Source organism: Micromonospora sp. NPDC005710 (assembly GCF_040630995.1).
Lineage (GTDB): Bacteria > Actinomycetota > Actinomycetes > Mycobacteriales > Micromonosporaceae > Micromonospora.
In genome coordinates, this window is record NZ_JBEXYP010000002.1 from 348,035 (window position 1) to 362,315 (window position 14,281).

12 protein-coding genes are annotated in these 14,281 nt (G+C 72.6%); 6 read left to right on the forward strand and 6 right to left on the reverse strand.

All coding sequences use genetic code 11. The features are described from left to right. The first annotated feature begins 12 nt into the window (after positions 1-12). The 4 genes from eccCa (at position 13) to ABZ406_RS03950 (ending at position 6,994) form a co-directional block, all read left to right on the forward strand. Complete coding sequence (eccCa, locus tag ABZ406_RS03935) at positions 13-3,990, forward strand: type VII secretion protein EccCa (RefSeq protein ID WP_357755823.1); 3,978 nt, start codon at positions 13-15, stop codon at positions 3,988-3,990. Positions 3,991-4,064: 74 nt separating this feature from the next. Then, positions 4,065-5,405, forward strand: a complete 1,341-nt coding sequence (mycP, locus tag ABZ406_RS03940; RefSeq protein ID WP_357755824.1) for a type VII secretion-associated serine protease mycosin — start codon at positions 4,065-4,067, stop codon at positions 5,403-5,405. A 52-nt stretch (positions 5,406-5,457) separates the two neighbouring features. Further along, on the forward strand, positions 5,458-6,249 hold the full coding sequence (locus ABZ406_RS03945; protein WP_357755825.1) for a phosphatase PAP2 family protein: 792 nt from the start codon (positions 5,458-5,460) through the stop codon (positions 6,247-6,249). Between the two features lie 37 nt (positions 6,250-6,286). Continuing rightward, positions 6,287-6,994 (forward strand): phosphatase PAP2 family protein, encoded by a 708-nt coding sequence (locus tag ABZ406_RS03950; protein WP_357755826.1) that lies wholly within the window; start codon positions 6,287-6,289, stop codon positions 6,992-6,994. Between the two features lie 18 nt (positions 6,995-7,012). Here the strand turns inward: ABZ406_RS03950 and ABZ406_RS03955 are convergent, their stop codons facing one another. The 6 genes from ABZ406_RS03955 to ABZ406_RS03980 all read right to left on the reverse strand — a co-directional run bounded on the left by ABZ406_RS03955 (position 7,013) and on the right by ABZ406_RS03980 (position 12,343). Beyond that, positions 7,013-8,191, reverse strand: coding sequence for a MarP family serine protease (locus tag ABZ406_RS03955; protein ID WP_357755827.1), 1,179 nt, complete (start codon positions 8,189-8,191; stop codon positions 7,013-7,015). A gap of 64 nt (positions 8,192-8,255) precedes the next feature. After that, complete coding sequence (locus ABZ406_RS03960) at positions 8,256-8,948, reverse strand: CoA pyrophosphatase (protein WP_357755828.1); 693 nt, start codon at positions 8,946-8,948, stop codon at positions 8,256-8,258. Beyond that, entirely contained in the window at positions 8,945-9,616 is a 672-nt protein-coding gene (locus ABZ406_RS03965) for a redoxin family protein (RefSeq protein ID WP_357755829.1), read from the reverse strand. The genes ABZ406_RS03960 and ABZ406_RS03965 overlap by 4 nt, the downstream gene beginning before the upstream one ends. Next, positions 9,613-10,401: an endonuclease III gene (gene nth, locus ABZ406_RS03970; protein ID WP_357755830.1), complete on the reverse strand. Its 789-nt coding sequence runs from the start codon at positions 10,399-10,401 to the stop codon at positions 9,613-9,615. The genes ABZ406_RS03965 and nth overlap by 4 nt, the downstream gene beginning before the upstream one ends. A 41-nt stretch (positions 10,402-10,442) precedes the next feature. After that, the gene (locus tag ABZ406_RS03975) at positions 10,443-11,621 is read right to left on the reverse strand and encodes a CapA family protein (protein WP_357755831.1); all 1,179 of its coding nucleotides are present in this window, start codon (positions 11,619-11,621) and stop codon (positions 10,443-10,445) included. Positions 11,622-11,632: 11 nt separating this feature from the next. Beyond that, positions 11,633-12,343 (reverse strand): adenosylcobinamide amidohydrolase, encoded by a 711-nt coding sequence (locus tag ABZ406_RS03980; RefSeq protein ID WP_357755832.1) that lies wholly within the window; start codon positions 12,341-12,343, stop codon positions 11,633-11,635. Between the two features lie 143 nt (positions 12,344-12,486). Between ABZ406_RS03980 and ABZ406_RS03985 the strand changes: the two genes are divergently transcribed. Together ABZ406_RS03985 and ABZ406_RS03990 are read left to right on the forward strand one after the other, a co-directional pair. Continuing rightward, positions 12,487-13,164 (forward strand): Crp/Fnr family transcriptional regulator, encoded by a 678-nt coding sequence (locus ABZ406_RS03985; RefSeq protein ID WP_007466162.1) that lies wholly within the window; start codon positions 12,487-12,489, stop codon positions 13,162-13,164. A gap of 111 nt (positions 13,165-13,275) precedes the next feature. Further along, on the forward strand, positions 13,276-14,019 hold the full coding sequence (locus tag ABZ406_RS03990; RefSeq protein WP_357755833.1) for a metallophosphoesterase family protein: 744 nt from the start codon (positions 13,276-13,278) through the stop codon (positions 14,017-14,019). Positions 14,020-14,281: the final 262 nt, after the last annotated feature.

Below are 14,281 nucleotides of genomic sequence, written 5' to 3' on the forward strand. Positions count from 1 at the left end.
TCAGGAGGCCGAGTGTCCACAGTCGTCATCAAGCGCCCACCGCGCCGACCGGCGCCGGAGATTCCCGGCGGTGAACTGCCTGTCGAGGCGCCGCCGGAGATCCCCGCGGTGACCGGTGGACGGTGGCAGCAGATGCTCATGCTGCTGCCCATGCTCGGCGGCACCGTGGCGATGGCGATGATGTTCGGCCGGGGCGGGGGCGCCTACTCGTACGTGGTGGGCGGCATGTTCGGGCTCTCCTCGTTGGCGATGCTCGTCACGTCCTGGGGCAGCGCCTCCGGCACCCCGAAGAAGTCCGAGATGATGGCCGCCCGCAGGGAGTACCTGCGCCACCTGGCCACGCTGCGACGGAGGGTCCGGCGGACCGCGGGTCAGCAACGATCCGGGCTCTACTACCGGCACCCGGATCCGGCGCGTCTCTGGTCGACCGTCGACAGCCACCGGGTCTGGGAGCGGCGTCCCGCCGACCCCGACTTCGCCGTGGTGCGGGTCGCCGTCGGGCCACAGACCCTGGCCACCCCGCTGGTCCCTCCGGTGACCAGGCCGCTGGAGGAGCTTGAGCCGATGACGGCCGGCGCGCTCCGCCGTTTCCTGGACGCGTACTCGGTGGTGCCGGACCTGCCGGTGGCGCTGTCGCTGCGCAGCTTCGCCCGGGTGCACGTGCGGCCCGCCGGTCGCGGCCGGACCACCACCCCGACCACCGCCGGGCCGCCCACCGGCGACCCGGCGGCGCAGGCGCTGGTCCGGGCCGTGCTGACCCAGCTGGCGGTCTTCCACGCCCCCGACGAGCTGCTCGTGGCGGTCTGCGCCGGACCGGAACGCCGCGCCTGCTGGGAGTGGGTGAAGTGGCTCCCGCACGCCCACCATCCCAGCCGCACCGACGCGCTCGGCCCGGTACGGCTGGTCACCAGCGCCGCCGCCGAGTTGGAGTCGCTGCTTGCCGACGTGCTGGCCACCAGGTCCCGGTTCAGCCCGGCCGGCCCGGCCACCGACGGTCCACACGTGGTGGTGGTCCTCGACGGGGGTGACCTGACCGGTGCCAGCGACCTGACCGGCGACGGCGGCATCGACGCGGTCACCGTGCTGGACCTGGACACCCCACCGCCCCGGCTGCTCGACAGGTACGCGCTGCTGCTGGAGTTGCACGGCCGGCGACTGCACTCGTTGTCGTCCGACGGGCACGCCGAGGTGGGCACCGCCGACCAGTTGGACCTGGCCGACGCCGAGGCGGTCGCCCGACGGTTGGCCCCACTGCGGCTCGCCGGCGCGGCCCGCGGGCCGGACGCCCCGCTCCAGGCCGACCTGGGCCTGCCCGAGCTGCTCGGTATCGGTGACCCGGAGAACTTCACTGCGGAACAGGGCTGGCTGCCGCGCTCGGCCCGGGACCGGTTGCGGGTGCCGATCGGGGTGGGCGCGGACGGCGGCGCCATCGAGCTGGACCTCAAGGAGTCCGCCCAGGACGGCATGGGCCCGCACGGCCTGCTCATCGGGGCGACCGGCTCCGGCAAGTCCGAACTGCTGCGCACGCTGGTGCTGGGGCTGGCCGCCACGCACAGCTCCGAACAGCTCAACTTCGTGCTCGTCGACTTCAAGGGCGGTGCCACCTTCACCTCGTTCGAACGGCTGCCCCACACCGCTGCCGTGATCACCAACCTGGCCGACGCGTTGCCCCTCGTCGACCGCATGGTGGACGCCATCAACGGGGAGCTGGTCCGCCGGCAGGAGTTGCTGCGCCGGGCCGGCAACTTCGCGAGCCTGCGCGACTACGAGCGGGGCCGGACGGCCGGCAGCCCGCTGGTCCCGCTGCCGTCCCTGCTGCTGATCTGCGACGAATTCTCGGAACTGCTCTCCGCCAAGCCCGACTTCATCGATCTGTTCGTGCAGATCGGCCGGCTGGGCCGGTCACTTGGCGTGCACCTGCTGCTCGCCAGCCAGCGTCTGGAGGAGGGCCGGCTCCGCGGGTTGGACACCCACCTGTCGTACCGGATCGGGTTGCGCACCTTCTCGGCCCTGGAGTCCCGGACGGTGCTCGGGGTGGCGGACGCACACGAGCTGCCCCGCTCGCCCGGCCACGGCTACCTGCGCGCCGGCACCGACCCGCTGGCCCGGTTCAAGGCCGCGTACGTCTCCGGTGCCGTCCGCCGTCGGACCGCGGCGGGCGACGTCGCCGCCGAGGGGGGCGCACGGCTGCTCACCTTCACCACCCACGTCGTACCGGTGCCCGAGCCGGCCGCCCCGGTCGTGCCAGTGGACGCGGAGGAGGAGGGCAGCAGGACACTGCTCGACCTGCTGGTGGACCGTCTCGTCGGACAGGGTCCACCGGCGCACCAGGTCTGGCTACCACCGCTCGGTCAGCCGCCGACCCTGGACGAGCTGCTCGGCCCGGTCGAGGTGCACCCGAAGCGCGGGCTCACAGTGGGCAACCCGGAACTGCACGGCGCGCTGGGAGTGCCGATGGCGGTGGTGGACAAACCGTTGGAGCAGCGCCGGGACCTGCTCTGGCTGACACTGGACGGTGCCGCCGGGCACGTCGCGGTGGTCGGTGCGCCGCAGAGCGGCAAGTCCACCGCCCTGCGCACGCTGATCTGCGCGCTGGCGCTCACCCACACCCCGGCCGAGGTGCAGGTCTACTGCCTCGACTTCGGTGGCGGCGGGCTGGCCGCGCTGCGCGACCTCCCGCACGTGGGTGGGGTGACCGGCCGCGCCGACCCGACGGCCGTCCGACGCACCGTCGGCGAGATGACCACCCTGCTGGTCGACCGGGAGCGTCGGTTCGCCGAGTTGGGCGTGGAGTCGATGGCGGCGTACCGGCAGCGCCGAGCGGCGGCGGTTGGTCAGCCGGGCACCGACCCGTACGGCGACGTGTTCCTGGTGATCGACGGGTGGAGCACCATCCGCGGCGAGTACGACGACCTGGAGCCACTCGTCACCGACCTGGCCACCCGTGGTCTGTCGTACGGGCTGCACGTGGTCGCCACGGCGCTGCGCTGGATGGACTTCCGTCCGGCGATCCGGGATCTGTTCGGCTCCCGGCTGGAGCTGCGCCTCGGTGACCCGTCCGACTCGCTGGTGGCTCGGCGTGCCGCCGCCAACGTGCCGGAGCGCTCCGGACGGGGGGTCACCGCCGAGGGCCTGCACTTCCTGACCGCGCTGCCTCAGCTCGGTACCGCCGGCACGGACACCGCCGACCTGGTCGAGAGGGCCTCCGACGGGTGGGCGGGAGCCCCGGCGCCTCGGGTGCGGCTGCTCCCGCCGGTGCTGCCGTACGCGGATCTGGACCTCACCTCGACGACCGGGTTGCGGCTGCCGATCGGAATCGCGGAGGCGGACCTGCGCCCGGTGCTGCTCGACTTCGCCACCGAGCCGCACTTCGTGGTCTTCGGGGACTCGGAGTGCGGCAAGTCGTCGTTCCTGCGCGCGCTGGCCACGTCGATCATCACCCGGTTCACTCCCGAGCAGGCCCGGGTGATCCTCGTCGACTACCGGCGCAGCCTGCTCGGCGCCATCGACACACCACACCTGATCGGGTACGGCACCGCAGCGGCACACACCGCCGACCTGATCGAGTCGGCCGCCGGTTACCTGGAGCGGCGGGCCCCCGGGCCGGAGGTCACCCCGCAGCAACTGCGGGACCGGTCGTGGTGGTCGGGGCCGGAGCTGTTCGTGCTCGTGGACGACTACGACCTGGTGGCGGCGGGCCCGGCGAACCCGCTGCGTGCACTTGAGGAGCACCTGCCGCACGCCCGGGACATCGGGCTGCACCTGGTGCTGGCCCGTCGTTCCGGTGGGGCGGGCCGCGCCCAGTACGAGTCGCTCGTGCAGCGGTTGCGGGAGTTGTCGACAGCCGGCCTGGTGATGGCGGGCAGCCCGGAGGAGGGCGCACTCGTCGGGCCGGTGCGACCTGGACCGCTGCCGCCGGGGCGTGGCCGGCTGGTCACCCGGCGGGAGGGGGTGCGTCTCGTTCAGCTGGCGCAACTGCCGCCGCAATGACCTGAGTCGCCGGTTCTTCCCGTGACGGGTGGGGAAACCGGTAATCTCCGATCGTCATGGTTCCGTCGGGATGGATGACTGAGGATGTGACTGGGGTGCGGTACAGCGGTCCGTCAGCGGCTCGACGGGCGACCGGCCGGGCGCTGCTCGGCGTTGCCGCGGCGCTTGCCGTGGTGGCCCCGACGGTGGCGGCCGTGCCCGTCGCCGCGCCCACGAACGGTGGACAGCTCGCCGGCGCGCCGATGGCGTTCGCCCCCGGTGACGCCGTCGCCCGCACCGACCAGGTCCGCGACGAGCAGTGGCAGCTCGACGAGTTGCAGGCCGAGACAGCGTGGCGCAGCTCGACCGGCCGGGGCGTGACGGTGGCGGTGGTCGACTCAGGAGTCGACGGCAACCACCCCGACCTGGTCGGTCAGGTGCTGCCGGGCAAGGACCTGGTCGGCCCCGGTGGTGCGCCGGGTCCGGATCCGGTGGGGCACGGCACCACTGTCGCCGGCCTGATCGCCGGGCGCAGCGACGACAAGCGGGGTGTGGTCGGTCTGGCCCCGGACGCCCGGATCCTGCCGGTCCGCGTGCTCGACGAGGAGAACCGTTACGACGACGCGCTGATCGTCGCCCAGGGGGTCCGCTGGGCTGTCGACAACGGTGCCCGCGTGATCAACCTGTCGCTGGGCGGCAGCGGTGACAGCCCGGCCCTGGCCGCCGCTCTGGACTACGCCTTCGTCCGGGACGTGGTGGTGGTGGCCTGCACCGGCAACCTGGCCACCTCCAACAGCACGAAGGTCTGGTACCCGGCCCGTGAGCCGGGTGTGATCGCGGTGTCGGGTCTCGAGCGCAGCAGTGACAACCTCTGGTCCGGCTCGATCACCGGCCGGGCGACGGTGCTCACCGCACCCGCCAGCGGGCTGGTCGGCGCGAAGCCTCCGGGCGGGTACTGGCGGGTGCAGGGCACCAGCTTCGCCGCGCCGCTGGTGGCCGCGACCGCCGCGCTGGTCCGGTCCCGCTATCCGCAGATGCCAGCGGGTGAGGTGGTCAACCGGTTGGTGGCCACGGCCCGGGACCTGGGCCCGACCGGTCGGGACGACCGCTTCGGGTACGGGGTGGTCGACCCGGTGGCCGCGTTGACCGCGCAGGTGCCTCCGGTGATCGCCAACCCGCTGGACGACCAGACGTCGCCGGGCGTCACCGGTTTCGGTCCGGCGCCCGGCACGGCCGATGACGATCCGGTGGCCGGTGCCGGTAGTGACCCGCTCGGTCTCGCCGCATCCGGTCAGCAGAGCCGGTGGACGGCTCGGGCGGCCGGCGGTCAGGACACGTCCGCGCCGGAGCAGGTGTGGACGACTGTGGTTCTTCTCGTCGCACTGGTCGGCGGTGCGGCACTGATGGTCCGTCGGCTCCGCCAGCGATCCCGATGATCGCGACCACCCGGCAGGCCTGACCGAGCGCCCGACCGGGTAGAACGAACCAATGAGTACGCACCGGCCGCCCACCCTCGCGCCCACCGGCCAACCGTCCTGGCGGCGTCGCCGATTCGACAGCGACCACGCGTTGGGGCTGCGACTCACCCTGGCCGCGACGGCGGCGTTCCTGGTGCTGGTGCCGTTCGCGCTGCTCACCCTGCTGGTGCTCGACGCCTGGGCGCCACTGCACCGGCTGGACGCGACGGTCACCGACGCGCTGCACGGCTACGCCGAGGACCACCCGGCCTGGGTGGTCCTGATGCGGGTCTGGTCGGAGGTGTTCGCACCGATGCCGCTGCGTGCCGTCGTCCTGCTCGTGGTGCTCTGGCTGCTGCGCCGGGGAGCCCGCCGTCTGGCCCTCTGGGCGGCCACCACCATGGTGGTCGGCGGGTTGGTCGGTCCGCTGCTCAAGTTGCTCGTCGGCCGGGACCGACCGGAGTTGCTGGACCCGGTGGCCCGGGCCGCCGGCTACTCGTTCCCCTCCGGGCACGCGCTGAACGCCACTCTGGCCGCCGGGGTGCTGCTGCTCGTGCTTCTTCCGTACGTGGGTCGGGGGGCGGCGCGGGCCGCGCTCTGGGTGGTGGCGGTGCTGATCACAGTGGTGACCGGGCTGAGCCGGGTGGCGCTCGGCGTGCACTTCACCAGCGACGTGGTGGGCGGGTGGCTGCTGGGGGTGGCGGTGGTCGCCGCCACCACCGCCGCGTTCACCAGTTGGCGGGCACACACCGGTCTGCGGCCGGTCCGGCCGACCCGCGAGGGCGTCGCTCCCGAGGTCGAGCGGCACCCCGGGGCAGCCTGAGGAGTGACGACGAGGCCGGGCGGGTACTGGCCCACCCATGTCCGACACCGTGCTCCAGATCGTCCGGCGGGTGTTGCTGCCGGTGTCCCTCCTCCTCGGGTTCATGGTGCTGCTCGGGGTGCTTGTCACCCGGGTGTTCAACCGAACCTGGCCGTTCACCGTGGAGGACACGGTGAACAGGGAACTGGCCGCCGACCGCACCGGCGACTGGAACAACGTCTCGCTGGTGTTCAGCACGCTGGCCAGCACCCAGATGATCGTGGTGGTCACCGTGCTTGTGGCGTTGGCGCTGCGGCTCTGGTTGAAGCGCTGGCGCGAGCCGCTGTTCCTGTGCGCGGCCGTGACCGCCCAGGCGCTCGTGTTCCTGCTGACCACGCTGGCGATCGACCGACAGCGGCCGGCTGTGGAACACATGGACGTCTCGCCACCGACGTCGAGCTTCCCGTCCGGGCACACCTCGGCTGCGGTGGCGCTCTACGTGGGCATCGCCGTGCTGATGGCACTGCGGGCACGCAGCACCGGAGCGAAGGTCGCCTGGTGGACGTTGCTGTTGATGGTGCCGCTGGGCGTGGCGGTGACCCGGATGTACCGGGGCATGCACCACCCGAGCGACGTCGCGGCGTCCTTCATCAACGGCGGCACGTGCGTCGCGATCATGGCTCGTGCCGTGCTGGACCGAGGGCTGCGGTGGGGCCGGGCGAAGCTGCCGACCGCCGGGCGGCCGGTCCAACCGGCCCAGGGCTGAGCCGACCCACGGCGACGCTCAGGTGCAGTCGCCGGTGCCGACCTGCCGATTGCGTTCGGCCCCGGCCAACGCCACCGGACGGGCCTCGGCAGCTGTCACCGCGAAGCCGGTGTTCGGATCGTCGGTCGCCGCCGCGAAGATCACGCCGAGCACCAGGCCGTTCGCGGAGAGCAGCGGCCCGCCGGAGTTGCCGCTTCGCACCAGCGCCCGGATCGTGTAGACCTCCCGGGTCACCTTCGTCGCGGCGTAGATGTCCGGACCGTTGATCCGGTCGACGTCGCGGATCCGCGCCGACTGCGCGTTGTACGGGCCGTCGAGCGGGAAGCCGAGCACGATGGCGTCGGAGCCGCTGCCCGCGTTGCCGGCGGCGAACCGCAGGGACGGCCCGGGCAACCCGGGCACGAGCAGCACCGCCAGGTCCCGGTCCGGGTCGTAGACCACCACCTTGCCGTCGTACCGCTCGCCGCCCAACTCCACGGCGACCGAGCGGGTGCCGGCCACGACGTGCGCGTTGGTCATCACCCGGTCGTCGGCGTACACGAAGCCAGAACCCTCGATCCGCCGTGAGCAGCTGGGCGCGGAGCCCAGCACCTTGACGACCGACTGCCGTCCGTTGACCACCACCTGCGAGCGGGCGAGCGCCGGGTCCGGCGGGTCGACCTGCCGGGCCCGGGTGGGCGCGAGGTCACCGAAGACGTCCGGGAACCCGTCGGTGTCGACGGTGTCCTCCAACGCCGTGGACAACTGGTGGGCCCGCTCCGGCAGGACCTGGTTGACCACCGTGATCAACGCACTGTTGCGGACCGAGGCGGCGAGCCAGGGCACCGAGGACGACCCGAGCGGCACGGCGACCAGCCAGGCGAGCAGGAGCACCGCGAACAACGAGACGAGCGCCCCACCGACGTCGTCGACCCGTTTGCCCACGTCGCTGGTGATCGTCTTGCGCAGGTGCGAGCCGAGCCAACCGGCGAGTGCCTGCCCGATCACCGCCAGCCCGAAGATGGCCACCAGCGAGATCAGCACACGGGTGCCGGCGTCCGCGAACTGTCTGGCGAACAGTGGCCCGAGCTGGAGACCCAGCAGCAGACCCAGGAAGAAGCCGGACAACGACGTGACGCCGATGACGAAGCCCTGGCGGTATCCGCTGATCGCGAACACGAGCATGAGCAGCAGCAGGACGAGATCCACGACGGACACGGGGTCAAGCGTACGGGCAGTGTGCCCCTGGGATGACCATCGCTTGCGGATGGTGACCGTGGGGTCAGCGCAGGGCGTTCTCGTCGGCCTCGTCGGTGCCGGCCGACGGTGCCGGTGTCGCCCTGGTCGACGGCAGCTCCACCACCCGGTCCTGCGACCACGGACGGGCCCAGCCGCCCATTTCGAGCAGGGTGGCGAGCACCCCGGCGGTGAAGCCCCAGACGAGCATCCCGCGCGCCGAGAATGCCGGCCCGATCCAGCCGCTCGGGTGGCGGACCCGCAGTCGGTTGGCCGGATCGACGAGCTCGCTCACCGGCAGCCGGGCGACGTGTGCCACCTCGGCCGGCTCCCGGGGGTGCACCGGGTGCGGGTCGTGCCACCAGGCCAGCACCGGCGTGACGACGAAGTCGCTGACCGGGATCCACAGCTTCGGCAGCTCGGCCAGCACCGTCACGCTGGCCGGGTCGAGGCCCACCTCCTCGTTCGCCTCGCGCAGGGCGGTGGCGCGGACGTCGACGTCCTCCGGGTCGGCCGCGCCCCCGGGAAAGGCGGGCTGGCCGGCGTGGTTGCGCAGGGTGGCGGCGCGTTGCAGGACCAACACGTCCGGGCCTGCGCCGGGCTGCTCGCCGAGCAGCACCAGCACGGCGCTCTCCCGGCCGCCCTCGGCCGGGGTGGTCAGTCTGGTGAAGTCCTCGGCGCGGGCGGTGCCCAGGCGGGTCAGTAACGGCTCGATCCACTCTGGTGGCCGACGGGTCACGCCGGCACCGCCAGGCCGAGATGCTGGCGGACCAGCGTGGCGAGCTTGGCGTCGTCGAGAGCCCCGGTGGCGTCGATGTGCCGGACCTGACCGTCGGCGGCGACGAAGAGCGTCAGCGGAATCGCGTTGCGCTTCAGCTCGCGCTGTAGCGCCTCGCCCTGATCCACGAGCATCGGGAAGCGGACGCCGAAGTCCTCACCGATGGACTGGGCGCCGCTGCGGCTGTCCCGACTGTTGACCCCGATCACCTGGAGCTGACCGGCGGCGCGCTCGCTGAGGCGTTGGAAGGCGGGCAGTTCCTTGCGGCACGGCGGGCACCAGGACGCCCACACGTTGATCACCGCGGGCCCGGCCACCTCCCGCATCACGACGGGGGCACCGCCGGTGAAGCAGGAGAGCGTCAGCTCGGGCAGCACCGACCCGCCGGAAGCGGGGGCCGCCGAGCCCGAGCCGGGCGAAGCGGGGGTGTCAGTGCGCGGCGACGCGGGGGTGACAGTGGTGGGAGACGCGGGCGTGGGTGCCGTGCTCAGCGTGGTGCAGTCCCGGAACGGGGAGGGACGTTGGGCGGCGGCCGGGCGGGGGGCCGGCTCGTCCTCGGCGGCGCCGCTCGTGCACCCGGCGACGGCCAGCAGCAGCGGCAGGACGGCGAGGGCGAGGCGGCGGTTCACGGCACCTCCGCCGTGATCGCCTGCGCCGGCACCAGCTCCGGGTCGACCCCGGCGGCAACCGCGAGGTCACGCGCCCGGGGGCCCTTGAGCAGCTTGGCGGCGGCAGCCGGCTCGGTGGGGCCGGTGCCGTACGACGGGCAGAGCTTCGCGAGGGTGCACGCGCCACAGGCCGGCTTGCGCGCGTGGCAGACCCGTCGCCCGTGGAAGATGATCCGGTGCGACAGCATGGTCCAGTCGCGCTTGTCGTACAGCGCGCCGATCGCGTGCTCGATCTTGACCGGGTCGGTCTCGGTGGTCAGCCGCCACCTCTGGACCAGCCGCTGAAAGTGCGTGTCGACGGTGATGCCCGGGACGTCGAAGGCGTTGCCGAGGATCACGTTCGCGGTCTTGCGGCCGATGCCGGGGAGCGTCACCAGGTCGACGAGCCGGCCCGGGACCGAGCCGTCGTACCTGTCGAGGAGGGCCTGGCCGAGCTTGAGCAGCGAGTCGGTCTTGTTGCGGAAGAAGCCGGTGGGCCGGATCAGCTCCTCCATCTCGCCCCGGTCGGCGCCGGCGTAGGCGGCCGCGTTCGGATAGCGGGCGAAGAGCTTCGGGGTGACCTCGTTGACCTTCTTGTCCGTGCACTGGGCGGACAGGATCGTGGCGACTGCCAACTCCAGGGCGTTGGAGTGGTCCAGCTCACAGTGCGCGTCGGGGTGCGTCTCGGCCAGCACCCGGCCGATCTTGCGGGCACGGCGCTTGCGCCCGAGATCGGTCTCGCTGGCACCGGGAGGGCTACTGGTCACGACGGTCAGCCTACGTCGCACGCCGGACGGTCCTGCTCGGGTCAGCCAGCGGTCGGCGGCGAGATCTTGCCCTTCCCGTCGAGTCGGGCGCCACCCTTGGGGAAGTCGGCGCGGCTCAACTCGGTGACCAGACCCAGACCCCGGTCGTCCGGGTCCATCGTCGGCTTGCCCGCGGAGTTCATGTACGTGGAGGTGAACGAGCCACCGGCCCAGGTGCCGTCGGGCTTGAGCGACACCTTCAGCACCCCGCCCCAGCCGAGCCGACCGGTGTTGCTCAGCGAGTTGCCACCGCCGGCGAAGTTGCCGAGGCTGTACGCGATCAGGCGCCCCTGATAGAACTCCATGCCGCGCAGCACGTGCGGACCGTGCCCAACGATCAGGTCGGCGCCCGCGTCGATCATGGCGTGGGAGAACTTCACCGGGTCGCCCCGGTTCTCGCCCAGGAACATCTCGGTGCCCGGCTTCACCCGGGTCTTGTCGGCACCCTCGCCGCCCATGTGCACCTGCACCACGACCAGGTCGGCCATGGTGGCGGCCTTGGCGACCACCGCCTTCGCCTTGGCGATGTCGACGAGACTGTTGGACCAGACGTACGACGAGAAGCCGGCGACGGCGACCTTGACGCCCTTGACGTCCACCACGGTGATCTCGTTCGGGGCGCCGGTGTGCTCCAGGTCGTACTTCTTCAGTGCCTGCTGGGTGTTCTCGTAGCCCTTGGGCCCGTAGTCGTACCCATGGTTGTTGGCCTGGTTGAGCACGTCGAAGCCGGCTTCGCGCAGGTGTGCGGCGTACTCCGGCGGGGCGCGGAACTGGAAGCAGCGGGTGGAGTTGGCCCCGCACTTGCCGGTGCCGGTGTCGACGGTCAGCGGCTCCTCCAGGTTGCCCATCACCACGTCGGCCTTGAGCGCCTCGGTGACCGAGGTGAAGAAGCCCTTGCCACCGGCTGCGGGCAGCCGACCGGGCGCGTTGCCCATGATGATGTCCCCGGTGGCGGAGAGCGATATCGCGCCACCCGCACCTGGGGATGCCGGACCGGTGGCCTTCGGGCCGGCAGTGGAGACCGGTGCGCCGGTGCCACCACCTCCCGCGCCGGGCTGCCAGACGGGTGCCTCGGCGGCGGAGTCGGCACAGCCGGCCACGAGGAGGGCGGCCAGCAGCGCGGCGAGGCCGAGGGCGACGCGGCGGCGCGGGCGGGACGCGAGGGGGGCGGGAGCATACATCGCCCGCGACCCTACCGGTCGTCAAACGCGCCGACGACAGCCGATCGGTTGGAGTTTCCGCCAGTGAGCTGCTGCTCAGACCACGGCACGACCGGCCGGGCACCGCCGGCGAGCACCGCCGCGTGCACCGCCCGGGCGAGCGGGGCACCCCAGGTGGAGCGCGGCCCGCCGTAGGCGGCCTCCATCCCGGCCACCGGGCAGAGCACTGTGACCGCGTCGGTGGGCGTTCCGGTTCCCGGCACCCCCAGCTCGGTGATCGCCTGGGTCTTCGCCTCGGTGGCGGTGGCCACCGCGTTGACGAGGGCCGAGTCGGCGAGCCGGGCCGGCACGTACACCACGATGTTCACGGTGCCGACGCGGCCGGCGAGCGCGGTGGGCGTCGGCGCGGCGGCGGGCACCGGCGTGCCCAACCCGACAGTCGCCCAGGCCCGCACCCCGGTGTCGGTCCGCGCCACCACCTCTGTCACATCGACGCCGGTCAGAAGACCGACCCCGGGCCCGTCGAGGGCCAGCTCCGCGGCGAGCGAGGCCAGGTGCGCCGCCGGGTCCTCCCGGTCGTACGACATCGGCACCGTCGCGTTCAGCACCCACCGCCGGAGCCCGATGCCACCGCCCAACGGGCCGCTGCTGATCGCCCGCAGAGGCACGTCGGTGCGCCAGACGAGCAGCGGGACGCGCCGCCCATCTTCGGCGCGGCTGGTCAGACTCGGCTCGCTCAGCACGTCGGGCAGGTTACGCCCACCGATCAAGATTCCAGGGGCGACCTCTGATTCGAGCTCACGTGCGCCTAGACTTGGCGGCGCGCGAGGGGATCAGCGGACGGCGGCCCCGGCCGACGGACGGCACGCGCAACCGGAGGTGCGCAATGGACGAGGTACTGGCCCGCAGCGGGATCTTCCAGGGTGTTGACCCGGAAGCTGCCGAGGCGCTCGCCAAGGAGATGGAGACGATCGAGGTCCGCAAGGGCGAGATCGTCTTCAATGAGGGCGAGCCCGGTGACAGCCTCTACATCCTGCTGTCCGGGAAGATCAAGGTTGGTCGCCGCGCAGCGGACGGCCGGCAGAACCTCATCGCGGTGATGGGGCCGTCGGACATGGTCGGTGAGCTGTCGCTCTTCGACCCGGGTCCGCGTACGGCGACCGCCACCGCGGTGACCGACACCCGGCTGGTGCGACTGCGTAAGCAGGCGTTGCGGCCGTGGCTCAACAACCGCCCGGAGATCGCCGAGCAGTTGCTCCGGGTGCTCGCCCGGCGGCTGCGTCGGACCAACGACTCGCTGGCCGACCTGATCTTCACGGACGTGCCGGGCCGGGTCGCCAAGAACCTGCTCCAGATGGCGGGTCGCTTCGGCACCCGCGACGGCGGCGTTCTGCGGGTGACCCACGACCTCACCCAGGAGGAGATCGCCCAGCTCGTCGGCGCCTCCCGGGAGACGGTCAACAAGGCGCTGGCCGACTTCGCCTCCCGCGGTTGGCTGCGGCTGGACGGCAAGAGCATCATCATCCTGGACCCGGAGCGCCTGGCCCGCCGCGCCCGCGTCTGAGCAGCACCCACCGTCCCCGCCTGCCGTCCTCTGACGGTGGGCGGGGACGTTGTCGTCTGCCTGGCGCAGAAACGTTGGCTTTTCGGCGGCACCGGCGGTGACTGTGGGGCCATGGTGAACCGTGTTGCCGTGCTCTCCGACATCCACGGCGTCCTGCCGGCGCTGGAGGCCGTGCTGGCCGAGCCGGACGTCGCCGCCGCCGATCTGATCGTGCTCACCGGCGACATCGCCGCGGGTCCGCAACCAGTCGAGGTGCTGGACGTGCTCGCCGACCTGGGCGACCGGGTGTGCTGGGTCGGCGGCAACTGCGAGCGCGAGCTGGTGGAGGCGCGGGCCGGCCGCCCGGCGTCGCTCGAGGTGTCGAACTGGGCCGCCGGGCAGTTGCGCGACGACCAGGTGGCCCGGCTCGCCGCGTTGCCGCCGACGGCGACGCTGGAGATCGACGGTCTCGGCCGGACGCTGTTCTGCCACGCGACCCCCCGCGACGACGAGGAGTTGGTGCTCGTCGACTCCCGGATGGCGCGCTGGGCGGAGGTGTTCGACGGTCTGCCCGCCGAGGTCGCCACCGTGGTCTGCGGCCACACGCACATGCCTTTCACCCGGCTGGTCGACAGGCGTCTGGTGGTCAACCCGGGCAGTATCGGCATGCCGTACGGGGGCGCGGGCGCGTGGTGGGCGCTGCTCGGGCCGGGCGTCCAGTTGCGCAGAACCGCTTTCGACGTGGACGCGGCCTGCGCCCGGGTGGCAGCGGAGTCGACCTTTCCGGATGCCGCCGCCTGGGCCGATGAGTACCTGCGCTCCCAGCACAGTGACGCCGACGCGCTGGCCGTGTTTGGCCCCCGCGACGGCCGATGAGCGGGCATTGGGCCGGCGGCAGGCGGGCGGGGCCGCAGGGCGGCAGGCGGGCAGGGCCGCAGGGCGGCAGGCGGGATACCGGCCAGGACGCCTTTGGAGTTGAATCGTTTACGGCATCAGCCGTAGGTGATCGGCGGGCAGGGCTTCGAACGCGGTCGACGGGCGCGGTCGACGGGCGCGGTCGACGGGCGCGGTCGACGGGCGCGGTCGACGGGCGCGGTCGACGGGCGCGGTCGACGGGCGCGGTCGACGGGCGCGGACG